Origin of the sequence: Agreia sp., from assembly GCF_964263775.1 — a bacterium.
Lineage (GTDB): Bacteria > Actinomycetota > Actinomycetes > Actinomycetales > Microbacteriaceae > Agreia.
In genome coordinates, this window is sequence record NZ_CAXVWM010000043.1 from 24,068 (window position 1) to 40,337 (window position 16,270).

The following is a 16,270-nucleotide window of genomic DNA, read 5'->3' on the forward strand; positions in this document are numbered from 1 at the left end:
TGCGGTTGCGGCTAGTCTGCGTTAAATCGATTCAATCTGTCGCAGCGTCAAGGAGGACTTGTGAAGAAATTCAAGCGGGGAGCACTCAGAACCGCATCGGGGATCGTGGCAGGTTTTCTTGTCGCGGCGGGCCTCATGGCCGGGCCGGTGATGGCCGCTCCAGCGGACGCGCCCGACGAGGAGACAGTCACCCTCGTCAATCGCGACCAAGACGGGTACACCCCGCAGGGGGGATCCGCACGGGACGGAGTAATCCGCTTCGATGTCGAGGGCAACGCGATCGACGCCCACGATGGGCAGATCCTGCGCTACGGCGACATGTACTACCTCTACGGCACGACATACGGGTGCGGATTCCAGTGGCAGGCAGTGGGCTCCGAGTTTTGCGGCGTCTCCGTCTACTCCTCGCCCGACCTCGTGAACTGGCAGCCGCATGCTCCGCTCTTCGACGCCTCGACTGCACAGTGGCAGGAGCGCTGCGGCGGCACGACATACGGCTGCTTCAGGCCTCACGTCGCGTACAACGCTAAAACCGACACGTACGTGATGTGGCTCAACGTCTACGACAACGTGGTCGGGTATCGCGTCTTCACTTCCGACAGTCCGCTGGGGCCGTTCGCTGAGGTCGCCGAGCCCACCCTGGCAGCGCCGCAGGGCGCCGAGGGGGGCGTCAACTACGGCGACCACCAGATCTTCGTCGACGACGACGGCTCCGCCTACCTCGCCTACACGGACTGGCTGCGGGGCGGGGACATCATCGTCGAGAAGCTGAACGACGAGTACACCTCGGGCTCCGGCGAGTTGTCTCGGGTCAACCTGCGATCGACGGAGGCGCCGACGATCTTCGAGCGCGACGGCACCTACTACCTCACGTACTCCGACCCGAACCGCGGTTACCAGACGACCGGCACCGCCTACGTCACGGCATCCAGCCCGCTCGGACCGTGGACCGGCACGAGCGCGGCATCGGATGGATGGACCATCGAGGATGGCGCTCTGCAGATCGAGGGAGGCGGCGTGGGGCTCGCGCGCGACGGCGAGGAGTGGGGCGATGTCATCATCCGTGCGAACGTCACGATGCGACAGGCCAAGAACGGCGACTACTCCCAGTTCGGCATCGCCTTCGGCGGCGGGTACCAGTGGCTCATCGGCAACTACGGGCACGCGGCCGCTCCGGGTGGCAACCTCACCAAGATCCGTCCGAACGCCGCCATTGAGATCGTCAAAACTCCCAATCTCCTCACCGTCGGGCAGACTCTCGACGTCGAGATTCGGGCGGTCGGTGACACGATCACCACGAGCATCGACGGCCAGGTGTTCGACACCACCGCGCGCACGACCGCGTTCAGTGGCCGGATGGGCTTCCGCCAAGACGTCCAGGGCGGAGAGCGCGTCACCGTCAACGACGTCTCCGTGACCGATGTGAACGGCACGGTGCTGTTGACGGATGACTTCTCTCAGGGACTGAAGAAGTGGGACCGGGGCGGCGCCATAATCACCGGCACCAACATCACCACGACCTCATGCGGGGGGCAGCCGACAGATGTGCTGCCGATCGAGACGTCGACCGGAATGATCTACCTCTATCAGTCGGATGTCTGGTCCGACGGGCAGAAGAGTTCTGCGGGCCAGGGAAACCAGGCGGTCGCCAAGCACTTCTGGCAGCCGTTGGAATTCAACGCCGAGGGCGGAATCATGCCCATCGATTGCGATGCTCGTACAGACGTCACAATTCCGGTCGGCCCCGCGCTCGACCTTCCCACGCGTGGAGCGATCTCCTCGGGCGACGACGAATTTCTGACTCACTGGGACATCGCCGGCGGGCGCGAGCGCGCGCAGACGTTCACGGCGACAGAAGACGGAACACTGTCGGCTGTCCGATTCACCGCGTTCCAGCGCGACCGTCCCATTCCGACCGGACCGCTGGAGATCGAGCTGCGTCGCCTCACCGGCGAGGGTGTAGGAGGCGAGACGATCCAGCGGCTCTCGGTGCCTCAGGCCGATGTGTCTTACGCGGCGAGTTGGATCGAGCTCACGCTCGACGATGGTGTGAAGGCCAGTGCCGGGGATCGCTTCGCCATCGTCGTATCGACGTCGTCCGCAAATCGGGCGTACGGCTTCGCATACAGCGACACGTCGTCATTTCCCGGCGGCGAGGCGCTGATCAGCCAAGACGGCGGCGCGACGTGGAGTGCTGAACAGGGACGGGTGCTGCACTTCGAGGCCGACTTCGCACCGGTCGACCCCGGTGAGGAACCCGGTGAGGAACCGGGGGGCGAGCCGGGCGTGCCGGGCGACCCCGGTGGAGTCGACGGGCCCGGCCAACCTGCCGCCGGCAGCGGCAGCAACTCCGGTGCACACACCGGTGGAGTCGAGGCTGGCAGCGGAGTATCGACTCTGGCGCGGACCGGTGCTGACCTGAGCGGTGCCAGCGCGATCTCAGCGTTCCTGCTTCTCGGCGTGGGATCGGCGATGTGGTTCGCTGGCGCCCGCCGCCGGCGCGCACTCGCCGGAGCCGAATCAGACGCATAGCCGGTCTATCCGCGTGATACTTGAGGCACGACCACACGTGGTCGTGCCTCAAGCACGTGGGAGATCCAATGGTTCGTGACGACAGCGAGATCGGCACGGCCGCCGTCGCTCGGCTGGCAGGAGTGTCGGCGGCGACGGTGTCGAACACCCTCAACCGACCCGAGAAGGTACTGCCCGCGACGAGGCAGAAGGTCCACGACGCCATCAAGCTGCTCGACTTCACTCCCAACCGGGCCGCCGCAGCGCTGCGACAGGGAACGAGTCGCCTACTCGGTCTGGTGGTTCCCGATATCGAGAATCCCTTCTACGCTGCCGTGGCGAGCGGAGTCGCACAAGAAGCGGCGCTTCACGGCTACACGATGGCCTTGTACGTCACGAACGACGACGCGAGCGTCGAACTCGAATGCTTTGCACGCCTGGCCGAGCTGCGGGCCGCGGGCGCGCTCGTAGTACCCCGGGCGGCCCACCGTGACCGTCTGCGCCGACTGGAGTCGGTGGGTACCCGTCTGGTGTTCATCGACCGCACGGAAGACTCTTACGCCTGCTCGGTCGTGATCGACGATGTGACGGGGGGACGGTTGGCCGTAGACCACCTTCTCGAACGTCACGGACGGCGCATCGCGCTCGTGAACGGCCCGCATCGAATTCCTCAGTGTCGCGCTCGCCGTCGCGGCGCCGATCTCGCGTTTGATCGGGCCCAGCAACATCCGTCGACGTTGACGGAGTTCACGGTCGCGAACATGACCATCGACGAGGGGTACGCGGTGGGGCTCGTGCTCGCCGAGCGCGAGCTTCCCGACGGGGTGTTCTGCACGAACGATCAGCTCGCCGTCGGCGTCGTGCGAGGTCTTCGGGATGCCGGGGTCGCCGTTCCCTATGACGTGGGCGTGGTGGGATACGGCGACCTGAGCCTGGCGACGGAGGGAGCTGTTCAGCTGACTACTGTGCGTCAGCCCAAGTACGAACTCGGCCGTGCCGCCGTCGGGCTGATCCTTTCGGAGATCGCGGTCAAGACTGCGGCGCACGAACACACGCAGATCATGTTCGAACCCGATCTCGTCGTCCGCGACTCCACCCGCGACTCCGCCGCCCTCGATGCCCAGGTGCGCAACGTGGAGAACAGCGAGCCCGCTCGCTGAACAGCCTTGGCGACGGCTTACGGCCCGCCCCGCCAGTGGTCGATGCGGTGGTTGTCGGGCGTGAAGCCATGGGCGACTCCCCAGAGCACGGCCTGCGTTCGACTGGTCGCGCCGATCTTTCGGTAGATGCTGCGGATGTAGCTCTTCACCGTGTTCGGGCTGAGGTAGGTGAGCTGGGCCACCTCGGCGTTGCTCTTGCCCTGGGTGATGAGCGCGAGGATCTCGGACTCCCGGTCGGCGATGCCCTCGTTGCGTCCCGGCCAGTCGAGACCGGATGCCGGGCTCGCCCGACGGGGCGGGTCGCTGACCACGGTCTCGCCGGCATGGACGCGCTCGAGCGACGCGACGAGTTCACGGGCCGGGAGCGTCTTCGACAGGTAGCCGTGGACGCCCTGCCGCCGCGCATCGGCGACGAGGTCGGGGTGGAAGTTCCACGTGTACATCACGACCTTGCGCGCCCGGGGGTTGTCGACGAGCGCGCTGATCTCGTCGTGGTCGGATTCCGGCTGGGCGAACGAGTCGTACATCACGATGTCGACGCTGTCGCTGAGCCCCGTGGTGGCATCGATCTCGGCCACCGTGACGCGGTCGGAGTACGAGTCGAACATGTGCGCCAGCCCGACGAGCACGACGTCGTAGTCATCGACGAGGGCGACGGTGAGGGGTCGCGTGCTCGTGGCTGCCATGGGGTAGAAGTTACACCCCTAGGGGTGTGTTTGGAAGCCTTCCCAGGTGATTGATTGGGTTCACCGTCCGACACCCGGGCGGCGACACCGTGCATTCACAACGCACTTCACCTGAAGAGGTCATCACCATGCTCGGACTCATCATCAGCATCCTCGTCGTCGGCATCATCGCCGGCGCACTCGCCCGCCTCATCGTGCCCGGCAAGCAGAACCTGTCGATCGGAATGACCATCGTCCTCGGTGTCGTCGGCTCGTTCGTCGGCGGATTCCTCGGTTTCCTGATCTTCGGTGCCGACGCCCAGGAGGGCTTCTTCCAGCCCGCCGGGATCATCGGATCGATCATCGGCGCGATCATCGTGCTCGTCATCTGGATCCAGGTGCGCGGCCGCGGCGCCAGCCGCCGCTCGTAGCCTCCGGCAGGAGGTGCCGGTGCGGACAAGGGGTACCCGCGCACCGGCACCCCCTGTCCGCACGGGGTACTACTGGAGACGCAGTAAGACTTATAGAGAGCGGATGACGGGAATCGAACCCGCGCTATCAGCTTGGGAAGCTGAAGTTCTACCATTGAACTACATCCGCGTGGCCTGCGATCTCGCTGCAGGCATTCTTAGCCTAACCGACGATCCCGCGCTCGGGCTTGCGGTCACACGCTGGCCGCGACCACCACGATGTCGTCGACGGCCCTGTCGTGCCAGCCCCGCAGCTGCTTCGACGGGTCCCAGAACACCGAGGCGTAGGGCAGCCAGGCGGTGATCACGTTGCCGATCGTGAACGCGGCGAGGATCAGTTCGCGCAGGAGCGCGCGCCCGAATCCGATCGGTCCTGGCGAAGAGAATCCGACGACCTCGATGCGCATCAGGCGCTTGCCGGGCGATGCTCCACGCCGGCCGACGAGCCAGGCCACGACCACGAACCAGCCGATGCTCACCGCCGCGACTCCGACGAAGGACAGGGCGACAAGCAGTCCGCCGCGCTCGACGCTCGGCGTCGACGGGGTAGACGTCGCGGCCGGCCACACGAAGAGCAGCACCGCGGCCATCGTGATGAGGATGCTGATGGCCCGGTCGATCAGATACGCCGCCGCGCGTCGCCCGAACGTCGCCGGCGTGCGCCCGACGAGCACCGGCGGAAGCGGCCGCCAGCCGGGCGCGCCGGGAGGAGTCGCGGTTTCGTTCGGTCGGGCAACCACCGGATGCGATGGGTCGGTCGCCCAATCGAACACCGGCACGGCCGCGGGTTGCGTGGGCGCGGGCCCTGGCACTGCGAAACGCTCGGAAAGCTGCGTGTCGACGACCTCGCCCAGCACGTCGAGCAGGTCGACGACGCGTTGCTGCACCGTCGGATCGCCGACCGCGCCAAGCTGACCGGCCACGCGCATCCACGTGACCCAGAGCTCGTCGAGCGTGCCCGCAGTCAGCTCGTCGACGATCTCGCGGCCGATGCGCACCCGCGCGTCGTGTCCGAGGCGATCGAGCAGCGCCGACCATGTCGACCGCTGCGACTCGTCGGCGAGCGCCGGGTAGTTCGCCGCGCGGATCTCGCCGAGCACCACGTTCTGCACGCTCGTCAGAAGCGCCGCCCACAGCGGGTCGGAGTCGAGTCCGGTGAGCTCTGGCGGAAGCGTCGACCGAGTCGACAGAGCCCGGGCGAACGGGTCGGAGGCGGTCATGCGACCACCCTAGTGCGAGCGCATCTTCGGCCCGGCGGGGTGTGCACTTGGCTAGGCTATGGCCGTGCTGCTATCTGATCGCGACATCAAGGCCTCTCTCGACGCGGGCCGCATCGGCCTCGATCCGTACCAGCCCGAGCTGATCCAGCCCTCGAGCATCGATGTGCGCCTCGACCGGTTCTTCAGGCTGTTCGACAACCACAAGTACCCCTTCATCGATCCGGCCGAAAACCAGCCCGAGCTCACCCGGCTCATCGAGGCCAGGGCCGACGAACCGTTCATCCTGCACCCGGGCGAGTTCGTGCTGGGGTCGACCTTCGAGCTGGTGACCCTGCCCGACGATGTGGCCGCGCGGCTCGAGGGCAAGAGCTCGCTGGGCCGCCTCGGCCTGCTCACGCACTCCACCGCCGGATTCATCGATCCCGGCTTCTCGGGACACGTCACCCTCGAGCTGTCGAACGTGGCGACGTTGCCGATCAAGCTCTGGCCCGGAATGAAGATCGGCCAGCTCTGCTTCTTCCGCCTCTCGAGCCCGGCCGAGAGTCCGTACGGTTCTCCGGCTTACGGCTCCCGCTACCAGGGCCAGCGCGGCCCGACCGCCTCGCGCTCGCACCTGAACTTCCACCGCACCGACGTCTCCCGCGACTAGCGGCGTCGCGCATCGGCGGCCGTTCGGCGCATCCGCTGCGGGACGAGCAAGCGCGGATGACCCCAACGGGCGCGCATGCCGCTACTCCGGGCGCTTCGCCGGGTCTGTCGCCAGGTCTGTTGCCGCGCGGTCGACCACGTCGGCCAGTTCGTCGGTGAGCAGCAGCTCGCGGCGTAGGTGCCGCGTGCGGTAGGCGGCCCGGCCGATCATGTGCGCGGCCACGGGGGCGGTGAGCATCTGGAACAGCATCACGAGGATCAGCGTCGACACCGTGGCCCAATTGCGCGCCTCGAGGCCGATGGCGAGCAGGATGAACGCCAGCCCCGTGATCTGCGGCTTGGTGGCGGCGTGCATGCGCGAGAGCGCATCGGCAAAGCGCAGGAGCCCGATTCCCGCGGCGAGGCTCAGCAGCGCGCCGAGAATCAAGCACGCAGAGGCGGCGATCTCGAACCATGCGTCGGCGGTCATTTCTCGCCCCCCGCCAACTCGTCGAGCGACGGATCGAGCGGCGAGGTGCCGTCGTCGGCGTTCTTCGCCTCGGCCTCTTTCTGCTTCGTCGCGAAACGGGCCACGCTCACCGAGCCCACGAAGGCGAACATCGCGAGAACGAGCGCCACGGGCAGCGTGCGCGTGTGGTGGTGATAGACCATCTCCGCTCCCAGAACGCAGATGAGCGTCGAGAGCAGCATGTCGGCGGCGACCATGCGGTCGAGGATCGAGGGGCCGCGCCAGATGCGCACGACCGCGAACAGGGCGGCGACGGCGAAGAGCGCTCCGGCGACGTAGACGACGATGTTCATTCGGGGTAGCCTCCCTCGCTGGCGCGTTCCTCGGCTAACTCCATCTGCGCTTCGGGCACGACCGGATGCCGATCCTCCCACGCACGCTGGCGCCGCCCCGCCACGATCGGGCCCAGCGATCGCTCGGCCCGCGCCAGGTTGACCCGGCGCACATCGTCGCGCGAGCCGATGGCGCGCACGATGCGCTCCTCGACCGCGAGCACGTCGGCGCGGGCCTTCTCGACGTCGGCCAGACTATCGGTGCCCAGCACGTGCAGATACAGGATGTCATCCTGCCGGTCGGCCTCGACGACCAGCGAACCGGGAACGAGCGACACCGCCAGTGCCGTGAGGGTGAGGCTCAGGTCGGATTTCGTCGAGAGCTGCACCGCCACGATGGAGCTCGTGGGCACGCGTCGCGGATCGATCGCCAGCCAGGCCACCTGAAAAGAGGCGCGCACGAGGTCGAACACGAAGCGCCCGATGAAGACGACCAGGCCGGGCGGGTTGACCCGCCCGGAGAGCTCGACCGGCGGCAGGTAGAAGACGCGCGTCACCAGCAGCGCCAGCAGGATGCCGGTGACCACGCTGAGTACCGACACCTGGTCCCACAGGAGGCTCCAGAGCACGACGAGCCACAGCAGCAGCGGCACCTGCCGCCAGATCGAGCCCCGCACGCCGCTCACGAGACGCCCCCGTCGAGAAAGACGAGCGAGATGTAATCGGCGGGGCGCTCGAGGTTCTCGGCCGCGCGGGTGGCCAGCGAGTACAGCGGGCCCGCGAAGACGGTGAGGGCGAGACTCACGGTGACCATCGCCACCGTCGCCCCGATCATCACCCGCGGAGACGCCTTCGTATCCTGCACGTCTTCGGCGTCATCGTGCGCATCCTCGATGCGGTCGAGCGCCGGCGACTGCTCCTCGTGCGCTTCACGTGTGGGTCGCCAGAAGGCCAGGCTCCACGCGCGCATGAGGGCGTAGAGCGTGAGCAGCGAGGTGAGCGCGCCCGCGCCGATGAGCACCCAGATGAGCGGCGACGGAGCCTCGGCGCCGGCGACGAACAGGCCCAGTTTGCCGATGAATCCTGAGAACGGCGGAATTCCTCCGAGGTTGAGCGCGGGAACGAAGAAGAGCACCGCGATCACGGGCGAGGCCTTGAGCAGCCCGCCGAGCCGGTTGAGCGCGGTCGTTCCGCCCTGGCGCTCGACGAGGCCCGTCGCCAGAAACAGCGTGGTCTGCACGGTGATGTGGTGGATCACGTAGTAGATCGTCGCGCCGAGCCCGGCCACCGTGCCGATCGCGATGCCGAAAATCATGTAGCCGATGTGGCTGACCAGCGTGAATGACAGCATCCGCTTGATGTCTGATTGCGCGACGGCGCCCAGGATGCCGATCGATAGGGTCAGCAGCGCGGCGACGAGCAGAACCGTCTGCAGGGTGTTGCCCGGGAACAGGATGGTCTCGGTGCGGATGATCGCGTAGACGCCGACCTTGGTGAGCAGGCCCGCGAACACCGCCGTGACCGGCGCCGGGGCCGTGGGATAGGAGTCGGGCAGCCAGAACGACAGCGGGAAGACGGCCGCCTTGATTCCGAACGCCACGAGCAGCATGAGCTGCAAGACCAGCTGGATGTCGGCGGGCAGCTCACCGAGGCGCACCGACAGCTGGGCGATGTTCACGGTTCCGGTGGCGCCGTAGATCAGGGCGATCGACGCGAGAAACAGCATCGACGACACGAGGCTCACGATGATGTACGTGATGCCGGCCTTGATGCGCGCCTGGGTTCCGCCGAGGGTGAGCAGCACGTAGCTCGCCACGAGCAGGATCTCGAAGCTCACGTAGAGGTTGAACAGGTCGCCCGCGATGAAGGCGTTGAACACGCCGGCGGCGAGGATGAGGTAGCTCGGGTGGTAGATCGACACGGGCGTCTCGCGGTCGCCGTCTGCCATGCCCTGGCCGACCGAGAACACGAGCACGCAGAGCAGCACGATCGACGAGATCAGCAGCATCAGCGCCGAGAGGCGGTCGACCACGAGCACGATGCCGAAGGGCGCCGACCACCCGCCGACGGTCACGGCATGCCCGCCGGTGAAGTCGGCGAGAACGACGAGGGCGGCGCTCGTCAGAACGACCAGCGACAGCACGGTGATCGAGAACGTCACCTGCAGCCGCGGTCGGCGGCCCGCGACGAGGGCTCCCGCCGCGCCGATCAGGGGAAGCAGCACGACGAGGGGGATGAGCGAATTCATGAGCGCGTTCACGGGGCCTTCGCCTCCGCTCGTCCTTCGAACTCGGTGTCTTCGCCCGAGCCGTCTTCGGCCTCGGTGCTCTCTTCGTCGTCGATGGAACTGCCTTCGCCGCCCACGGCCGCGTCGGCGGCATCCGTCGTCACCACGTCGGCCCGGGCGATGCGCCAGGAGCGGTAGATGAGGGCGAGCAAAAACGCCGAGACGCCGAAGGTGATCACGATGGCGGTGAGGATGAGGGCCTCGGGCAGCGGGTCGTGCATGTCGGATGGCTCGACACCGTCGGCCACGATCGGGGCGAGGCCGGCCGGGCCCGCGATGATCAGGATGAGCAGGTTGGTGGCGTTGCCCACCAGCAGGAAGCCGAGCAGCATGCGCGTCATGCTGCGCCCGAGCAGCAGGTAGACGCCTCCCGCGTAGAGCACGGCCATGAGCACGATCAGAACCAGGGAGGCGCTCATCGGGTGCTGCTCTCGGTGGACTTCTGCGCGTCTGGCGACGGCGCCGCGGGGGTGTGGCTGAGGGAGTTCACCTCGTGGGCGCGGGGGAGACCGTCACCGTCGGTGCTCTCGCCGTCGTGATCCTCTTCTTGTTGCCTGTCGATCTCTGCGCCGAGGCTTCTGAGAATGTCGAGCGCCAGACCGACGACCACCAGGTAGACGCCGACGTCGAACAGCGTCGAGGTGACGAATTCGATGTGGCCGATCACCGGGAGTTCGGCCTCGAACCAGGTGGAGGTGAGCGCGTCGACGCCGAAGAAGACGGGAACGAGCGCCGTACCGCCCGCGAAGAGCACACCGAAGCCGAGCAGCTTTCCGGCATCGACGGGCGCGGCCTCGCCGAGCTCGAAGCGGCCGGCCGCGAGGTAGCGGGCGACGAATGCGAGCCCCGCGACGAGGCCCCCTGCGAATCCGCCCCCCGGAACGTTGTGCCCGGCGAAGAGGAGGTACACCGACACGATGATGGCCGAGTGGAACAGCAGCCGCACGACGACATCGAGGATGATGGATCGGTTCTCGGGGGCCAGGGTCTTTCCGGCCAGCAGCCAGGGGGTGCGTTGGTTCGCGTTCTCCTGCGAGGGCGCCGCCCCGTCGGGAGTCGTCCCGGCGCTCGCAGTGGCTTCGATGGGAGCTTCGGCCATGTGCGTTCGCTTGGCGAACCAGCGCGGACGCGCGGTGTCGGGGCCGAGCCTCGGCATGTCGTCGCTGCGGCGCGACAAGAACACGAGGCTCGCGACACCCGTGGCCGCGACCACGAGCACGCTCAGCTCGCCCAGGGTGTCCCAGCCGCGGATGTCGACGAGCAGCACATTCACGACGTTGCGTCCGTGCCCGCCCTCGTAGGCGAGCTCGGGCAACTGCAGCGAGATGGGTTCGGCGATGCGCGAGCCGAGGGCGACGACGGCGACGGTCGCCATGAGGATGCCGACGGCTGCGCCGATGACGGCCCGCACGACACGGTGTCGCCGGCCGTGGTCGTGGCCGATCGCCGAGGGGAGTCGGCGCAGCACGAGCACGAAGGTCACGAGGGTGACCGTCTCGACCAGCGCCTGGGTGAGCGCGAGGTCTGCGGCGCCCTGCAGTGCGAAGAGCGCGGCCATGCCGTAGCCGGTCACGCCCACCAGCACGACCGCCATGAAGCGCTTCTGGGCCCGGGCCGCGGCGATGGTGGCCACGCCCATCACGATGGCGATGGGCAGCTGGGCCGGCGAATCCCAGAGCCTGAACGAGCCCGGCAGCTCGCCGACGAGGGCGAGCGCCGTTCCGACCGCGGCCACGAGCACCACGAGGATGGTGGCCACGTAGACCGGCAGCGATCCCGTCTGGGTCACCCGGGTGAGGCGCACCGCGCCGCGGTCGACGAGGTGAACGATGCGGCTGTAGCCGCGGGCCGAGTCGATCCACGACGGCACTCGGCCCTGGATGGCGGACACGCGCGTGCGTGCGGCGAACAGTGCGAGCCCGAGCACGAGGGTGATCGCCGAGATGCCGAGGGCCGGCTCGAGACCGTGCCAGAGTGCCAGGTGGGCCGCATCCGGCGCTGTCGGCCGACCGTGCGCGACGGTGTCTGCGTAGAGGGCGAAGAGGTGATCGAGCAGGGGAGACGCGAGGCCGAGGCCGAGGCTCGCCAGGGCGAGGACGGCGGGCGACACCAAGAAGTCGACGTGCTCGTGCACGAACTCGGCGGGTTCGACGCCGGGCTTCGCGGCGAACGCTCCCCACAGAAATCGCGCGGTGTAGGCGACGGTGAGCACCGACCCCAGGGCGACCCCGACCAGCGCGACGAGGCCGAGGGGCGCGCCGTGCTCCGCGTCTTCGAGCAGAGCGGTGAACGCGGCCTCCTTCGCCACGAATCCGAGCAGCGGAGGGATCCCGGCCATCGAGGCCGCGGCGAGCGTCGCGACGATGGCCAGGAGCGGCGCCTGTCGCCCGAGCCCGCTGATTCGCCGAAGGTCGCGGGTGCCCAACCGATTGTCGATGATGCCGACGACCAGAAAGAGGGTTGCTTTGAAGAGGGCGTGGCCGGTCACGAGCGTGATTCCGGCGAGGGCGGCGTTGCGGGTGCCGTAGCCCACGACGACGGTGAGAAAGCCGAGCTGGCTGACTGTTCCGTAGGCGAGCAGCAGCTTGAGGTCGTGCTGGCGCAGCGCCCGCCATCCGCCGACCAGCATGGTCAGAATGCCCACGCCCACGAGCAGCGGCCGCCAGCCGGGAGTGTCGCCGAACGCGGGAACGAGCAGCGCGATCAGAAAGATGCCCGCCTTCACCATCGCCGCCGCGTGCAGGTAGGCGCTCACCGGGGTCGGCGCGGCCATGGCCGACGGCAGCCAGAAGTGCAGCGGCACCTGGGCCGACTTCGACAGGGCGCCGACCAGCACCAGAAGCACGGCGACGGTGACGAGACCGGATGCCTGTGGCGGGTTGGCGACGATCTCGGACACCCGCGTCGTTCCCGATTCGACGGCCAGGATGACGACGCCCACCAGCATGGCCAGGCCACCGGCCGTGGTCACGAGGAGGGCCTGGAGCGCGGCTCCCCGGCTCTTGCGCTTCGCCGTGTACTGCCCGATCAGCAGGTAGGAGAAGACGCTCGTGGCCTCCCAGAACATGAACAGCACGAAGATGTCGTCGCTGACGACGAGGCCGAACATGGCGCCGGCGAAGGCGAGCAGCACCCCGCTGAAGCGGCCGAGGCCGTCTTCTGCACGCCTGAAGTAGCGGGCGCAGTACAGCACGACGAGCGCGCCGACGCCGGTGACGATGAGCGCCATCGTGAGTGAGAGTGCGTCGAGACGGAAGGCGAGCGCGAGGTCGAGCTGGGGAATCCAGGGATAGAGCTCGGCGGGGGTCTCGCCTCGCGTCACGGCCGGGATCTGGATCAGCAACCAGACGAACACTGTGGCCGGAACCAGAGCGGCGATCGCGAACATGCGCGGGCCGAAGCGGCTGGTGAGCGACGGGAAGACGAGCGCGGCGAGGGCGAACCCGACGAGAGAGCTGATCATTGCGGCCCCCGCGGGTTATCGGCCGAAAAACGGTTCGCGCCCGGTCGCACGCTGCTCGGCGGGGTCGAGACGGTCACAGGGCCAGGAGCGCCTCTGGCCTGAGCTGCGTCTCTGGCCTGAGGAGCGCCTCTGGCCTGAGCTGCGCCAGCGGCGGGTTGATCTCGGCCCACACGGCGTCGAGTGACAGGCCCAGCACGTGCGAGATCGCGGCGATGGTCTGAAACGACGGCGTCGCCACGCGGCCGGTCTCGATCTTGCGCAACGTCTCGGGAGAAAGATTCGCCTCGAGGGCGACGTCGAGCATCGACCGCTCGGCCCTCGCCGCACGAAGCAGGGCTCCGAGGCGCTGCCCGCGCTCGAGTTCGTCGGGGGTGAGAGGGAGTCGGACCACGCTTCCCAGTGTAATGCGGCATAACAGTACCGGTATAGTTATTGGTTTCCGACGCAGAAAGCTGCCCCATGATCGAGATTCTCACCCCCGCCCAAGTCGACCGGGCGCGCGCCACCGGCGCACTCGTCGCCGACATCCTGCAGTCGCTCGAGCAGCGAAGCCTTGTCGGCACCAACCTCCTCGACATCGACCGGTGGGCCCGCGACATGATCGTCGAGGCGGGCGCACAGTCCTGCTACGTCGACTACGCCCCGTCGTTCGGAAACGGACCATTCGGCCACTACATCTGCACCGCGGTCAACGACGCGGTGCTGCACGGCATGCCCCACGACTACGCACTCGCCGATGGCGACCTGCTGACGCTCGACCTCGCCGTGACGCTCGAGGGCGTCGCCGCCGATTCCGCGATCAGCTTTCTCGTGGGCTCGTCGAAGCCGCCGCAGAGCATCGCGATGATCCGGGCGACCGAGCAGGCGCTCGCCGCCGGAATCGCCGTGGCCGGGCCGGGGGCGCGAATCGGCGACATCTCCCATGCCATAGGCTCGGTCCTCACCGAGGCGGGCTACCCGATCAACGTCGAGTTCGGCGGCCACGGCATCGGTTCGACGATGCATCAAGATCCGCACGTCTCGAATAGCGGGCGCCCGGGGCGGGGCTACCGCCTGCGGCCGGGTCTTCTGCTCGCCCTCGAGCCCTGGGTCATGGCCGACACGGCCGAGCTCATCACAGACCCCGACGGCTGGACGTTGCGCAGCGCGACCGGAGCGCGCACAGCCCACAGCGAGCACACCATCGCCATCACCGGCGACGGCGCCGAAATTCTCACCGTGCCGACACGGTCGATTCGCTGAGCAACGGAAGCTGCAGGGTCAACCACGGGCTGAAGGCCCACGGGGTGCTCGCGACGGCCGTGCGCAGCAAGTCGGGGTCGACCCAGGTGAATTCGGCGACCTCGTCGGGATTGCCCGCGATGTCATCGCTCGTCGTGGCCGTGAAGACCGGGCAGATCTCGTTCTCGACGATTCCGGATGCGTCGGTCGCCCGGTAGCGAAAGTCGGGCAGCGCGAGGGTCAGCTCGTCGAGCGTGATGCCCAGCTCGCGCTGTGCGCGGCGGGCCACCGCATCCGTCATCGCCTCACCCGGGGCCGGATGGCCGCAGAACGAGTTGGTCCAGACGCCCGGCCAGGCGACTTTGCCGAGCGCGCGGCGGGTCACGAGAATGCGGCCCCGGGCGTCTAAGACGTGGCAGGAGAAGGCCAGGTGAAGGGCCGTGTCATCCGTGTGCACCGCGGCCTTGTCGGCCGTTCCGATCGGCGCTCCCTCGTCAGAGAGGAGAACCACCTGTTCGCGAAAGGACATGGGTTCATTGTGCCAGAACGGCCGAATGGTCAGCCGACTGACTGAATTGTGCAATCCCCCCGCCGCGGCTCGGTACTTAGACAGTCTCGTAAGTTAGCCTCGGTCTGTGGATACGCATGATCTCGTGGTGGTGACCCAGCGCCGACAACAGCACGTCGATGCGGTTCTCGACCGCTTCTTCGGGCTGGCGAAGACCCGCGCTTCGGGCATCGGCCCACGCTACGTCACCCTCTGGGAGACCCTCGAGAAGAACTCCGCCGGCGGCAAACGATTCCGGCCAGCCATGGTGCTGGCGGCCTATGAGGCGTTCGGCGGCACCGACTCCGAGACGGCCGCCTACGTCGGAGCGGCCTTCGAACTGCTGCACACCGCCCTGATCGTGCACGATGACGTGATCGACCGCGACTTCATCAGAAGAGGCGGCCCGAACGTCTCGGGAAGCTACCGCGACCTCGCCCAGACCGCGGGCATACCCATTCCCACCGCAGAGCATCGAGGCCTGTCGGTGGCCGTCATCGCGGGCGACCTCGCTCTCTTCAACGCCTTCCGCCTGCTCGACCGCAGCGGAGTGGGCGGTGAACTGCGCGAGCGCCTGCATGAGATCCTCGACGAAGCCATGTTCGCCTCGGCCGCCGGCGAACTGCTCGACGTCGACTTCTCGCTTCATCCCGCTCTGCCCTCGGTCGAAGACATCGTCGACATGGAGCGACTGAAGACTGCCGTCTACTCTTTCGAGACCCCGCTTCAGGCCGGTGCCGTGCTGGCCGGTGCCGACGACGCCGCGGTGGAAGCCCTCGGATCGTTCGGCCGCAACCTCGGCATCGCCTACCAGATCGTCGACGACCTCCTCGGGGTCTTCGGCGACTCGGGCGACACAGGCAAGTCGACCCTCGGCGACCTGCGCGAGGGCAAGCGCACCGTGCTCATCGCCTACGCGGCGACGACCCCGCAGTGGTGTGACATCGAGCCGCTGTTCGGCGATGCAGACCTCGACGAAGAGGGCGCAGACAGCATCCGCGCCCTGCTCGAAACAAGCGGCGCGCGACGGTACGCCGAGGCGCTGGCCCGCGACTTCGCCAATCGGGCCTGGGAACAGCTGGCCTCCACCTCGCTTCCCGACCCGGTGCGCACCGAGTTCCGCGGCTTCGTGGCGACGGTGCTGGAACGGGTCAAATGACCCCGCCCTATTCGCTGTACGACCGCGTGGCCATGGAGGCCTCGGCAGTCGTCATCCGGCGGTACTCCACGTCGTTCGGGCTCGCCTCGAAGCTGCTGTCGCCCGCCGTGCGGCAGCACGTCGAGAATATCTATGCCCT

At 67.8% G+C, this 16,270-nt stretch carries 16 protein-coding genes and 1 tRNA gene; 6 read left to right on the plus strand and 11 right to left on the minus strand.

Features of this window, described 5'->3' with window-relative positions; translation table 11 throughout:
• Positions 1-60 precede the first annotated feature (60 nt).
• Together ACE5CZ_RS04015 and ACE5CZ_RS04020 are read left to right on the plus strand one after the other, a co-directional pair.
• Positions 61-2,532, plus strand: coding sequence for a family 43 glycosylhydrolase (locus tag ACE5CZ_RS04015; protein ID WP_374946063.1), 2,472 nt, complete (start codon positions 61-63; stop codon positions 2,530-2,532).
• A gap of 68 nt (positions 2,533-2,600) precedes the next feature.
• Positions 2,601-3,671 carry a LacI family DNA-binding transcriptional regulator gene (locus ACE5CZ_RS04020; RefSeq protein ID WP_374946064.1) on the plus strand — a complete coding sequence of 357 codons (1,071 nt, stop codon included), beginning with the start codon at positions 2,601-2,603 and terminating at the stop codon, positions 3,669-3,671.
• Positions 3,672-3,688: 17 nt separating this feature from the next.
• Here ACE5CZ_RS04020 and ACE5CZ_RS04025 read toward each other — a convergent pair whose 3' ends face one another.
• Entirely contained in the window at positions 3,689-4,357 is a 669-nt protein-coding gene (locus ACE5CZ_RS04025) for a DNA-binding response regulator (protein WP_374946065.1), read from the minus strand.
• A 128-nt stretch (positions 4,358-4,485) separates the two neighbouring features.
• Between ACE5CZ_RS04025 and ACE5CZ_RS04030 the strand changes: the two genes are divergently transcribed.
• Positions 4,486-4,767, plus strand: coding sequence for a GlsB/YeaQ/YmgE family stress response membrane protein (locus tag ACE5CZ_RS04030; RefSeq protein ID WP_374946066.1), 282 nt, complete (start codon positions 4,486-4,488; stop codon positions 4,765-4,767).
• Positions 4,768-4,865: 98 nt separating this feature from the next.
• Here the strand turns inward: ACE5CZ_RS04030 and ACE5CZ_RS04035 are convergent.
• Together ACE5CZ_RS04035 and ACE5CZ_RS04040 are read right to left on the minus strand one after the other, a co-directional pair.
• A tRNA-Gly gene (locus ACE5CZ_RS04035) sits at positions 4,866-4,936 on the minus strand.
• 64 nt (positions 4,937-5,000) lie between these two features.
• Positions 5,001-6,026, minus strand: a complete 1,026-nt coding sequence (locus ACE5CZ_RS04040; RefSeq protein ID WP_374946067.1) for an RDD family protein — start codon at positions 6,024-6,026, stop codon at positions 5,001-5,003.
• A 64-nt stretch (positions 6,027-6,090) separates the two neighbouring features.
• Here ACE5CZ_RS04040 and dcd point away from each other — a divergent pair, with 64 nt between their 5' ends.
• Positions 6,091-6,675, plus strand: a complete 585-nt coding sequence (dcd, locus tag ACE5CZ_RS04045) for a dCTP deaminase (RefSeq protein WP_374946068.1) — start codon at positions 6,091-6,093, stop codon at positions 6,673-6,675.
• Between the two features lie 81 nt (positions 6,676-6,756).
• On the opposite strand, the gene mnhG is transcribed toward dcd, so the two are convergent.
• The 7 genes from mnhG to ACE5CZ_RS04080 all read right to left on the minus strand — a co-directional run bounded on the left by mnhG (position 6,757) and on the right by ACE5CZ_RS04080 (position 13,595).
• Positions 6,757-7,143 (minus strand): monovalent cation/H(+) antiporter subunit G, encoded by a 387-nt coding sequence (gene mnhG / locus ACE5CZ_RS04050; protein WP_374946069.1) that lies wholly within the window; start codon positions 7,141-7,143, stop codon positions 6,757-6,759.
• Positions 7,140-7,475 (minus strand): monovalent cation/H+ antiporter complex subunit F, encoded by a 336-nt coding sequence (locus tag ACE5CZ_RS04055; RefSeq protein WP_374946070.1) that lies wholly within the window; start codon positions 7,473-7,475, stop codon positions 7,140-7,142. Before ACE5CZ_RS04055 ends, mnhG begins: the two co-directional genes overlap by 4 nt.
• Complete coding sequence (locus tag ACE5CZ_RS04060; protein ID WP_374946071.1) at positions 7,472-8,140, minus strand: Na+/H+ antiporter subunit E; 669 nt, start codon at positions 8,138-8,140, stop codon at positions 7,472-7,474. The genes ACE5CZ_RS04055 and ACE5CZ_RS04060 overlap by 4 nt, the downstream gene beginning before the upstream one ends.
• A complete protein-coding gene (locus ACE5CZ_RS04065; RefSeq protein WP_374946082.1) occupies positions 8,137-9,702 on the minus strand; it encodes a Na+/H+ antiporter subunit D in 1,566 nt (521 codons plus the stop codon). Before ACE5CZ_RS04065 ends, ACE5CZ_RS04060 begins: the two co-directional genes overlap by 4 nt.
• Before the next feature lie 8 nt (positions 9,703-9,710).
• The gene (locus ACE5CZ_RS04070; RefSeq protein ID WP_374946072.1) at positions 9,711-10,160 is read right to left on the minus strand and encodes a Na(+)/H(+) antiporter subunit C; all 450 of its coding nucleotides are present in this window, start codon (positions 10,158-10,160) and stop codon (positions 9,711-9,713) included.
• The gene (locus tag ACE5CZ_RS04075; protein WP_374946073.1) at positions 10,157-13,204 is read right to left on the minus strand and encodes a Na+/H+ antiporter subunit A; all 3,048 of its coding nucleotides are present in this window, start codon (positions 13,202-13,204) and stop codon (positions 10,157-10,159) included. Before ACE5CZ_RS04075 ends, ACE5CZ_RS04070 begins: the two co-directional genes overlap by 4 nt.
• A gap of 73 nt (positions 13,205-13,277) precedes the next feature.
• A complete protein-coding gene (locus tag ACE5CZ_RS04080) occupies positions 13,278-13,595 on the minus strand; it encodes a helix-turn-helix domain-containing protein (protein ID WP_374946074.1) in 318 nt (105 codons plus the stop codon).
• Positions 13,596-13,663: 68 nt separating this feature from the next.
• Between ACE5CZ_RS04080 and map the strand changes: the two genes are divergently transcribed.
• A complete protein-coding gene (gene map, locus ACE5CZ_RS04085) occupies positions 13,664-14,446 on the plus strand; it encodes a type I methionyl aminopeptidase (RefSeq protein WP_374946075.1) in 783 nt (260 codons plus the stop codon).
• Here map and idi read toward each other — a convergent pair.
• Positions 14,418-14,954 carry an isopentenyl-diphosphate Delta-isomerase gene (gene idi / locus ACE5CZ_RS04090; RefSeq protein WP_374946076.1) on the minus strand — a complete coding sequence of 179 codons (537 nt, stop codon included), beginning with the start codon at positions 14,952-14,954 and terminating at the stop codon, positions 14,418-14,420. The genes map and idi overlap by 29 nt on opposite strands.
• A 106-nt stretch (positions 14,955-15,060) precedes the next feature.
• On the opposite strand from idi, the gene ACE5CZ_RS04095 reads away from it, so the two are divergent.
• Positions 15,061-16,131: a polyprenyl synthetase family protein gene (locus ACE5CZ_RS04095; protein ID WP_374946077.1), complete on the plus strand. Its 1,071-nt coding sequence runs from the start codon at positions 15,061-15,063 to the stop codon at positions 16,129-16,131.
• The last annotated feature ends 139 nt before the right edge of the window (positions 16,132-16,270 follow it).

Bases quoted from the DNA above. Each gene is read 5' to 3' on its own strand.
- ACE5CZ_RS04070 (WP_374946072.1), bottom strand. From the start codon at position 10,160: ATGAGCGCCTCCCTGGTTCTGATCGTGCTCATGGCCGTGCTCTACGCG.
- map (WP_374946075.1), top strand. From the start codon at position 13,664: ATGATCGAGATTCTCACCCCCGCCCAAGTCGACCGGGCGCGCGCCACC.
- ACE5CZ_RS04075 (WP_374946073.1), bottom strand. From the start codon at position 13,204: ATGATCAGCTCTCTCGTCGGGTTCGCCCTCGCCGCGCTCGTCTTCCCG.
- ACE5CZ_RS04055 (WP_374946070.1), bottom strand. From the start codon at position 7,475: ATGAACATCGTCGTCTACGTCGCCGGAGCGCTCTTCGCCGTCGCCGCC.
- ACE5CZ_RS04020 (WP_374946064.1), top strand. From the start codon at position 2,601: ATGGTTCGTGACGACAGCGAGATCGGCACGGCCGCCGTCGCTCGGCTG.
- ACE5CZ_RS04065 (WP_374946082.1), bottom strand. From the start codon at position 9,702: ATGAATTCGCTCATCCCCCTCGTCGTGCTGCTTCCCCTGATCGGCGCG.
- ACE5CZ_RS04040 (WP_374946067.1), bottom strand. From the start codon at position 6,026: ATGACCGCCTCCGACCCGTTCGCCCGGGCTCTGTCGACTCGGTCGACG.
- ACE5CZ_RS04025 (WP_374946065.1), bottom strand. From the start codon at position 4,357: ATGGCAGCCACGAGCACGCGACCCCTCACCGTCGCCCTCGTCGATGAC.
- mnhG (WP_374946069.1), bottom strand. From the start codon at position 7,143: ATGACCGCCGACGCATGGTTCGAGATCGCCGCCTCTGCGTGCTTGATT.
- ACE5CZ_RS04030 (WP_374946066.1), top strand. From the start codon at position 4,486: ATGCTCGGACTCATCATCAGCATCCTCGTCGTCGGCATCATCGCCGGC.
- idi (WP_374946076.1), bottom strand. From the start codon at position 14,954: ATGTCCTTTCGCGAACAGGTGGTTCTCCTCTCTGACGAGGGAGCGCCG.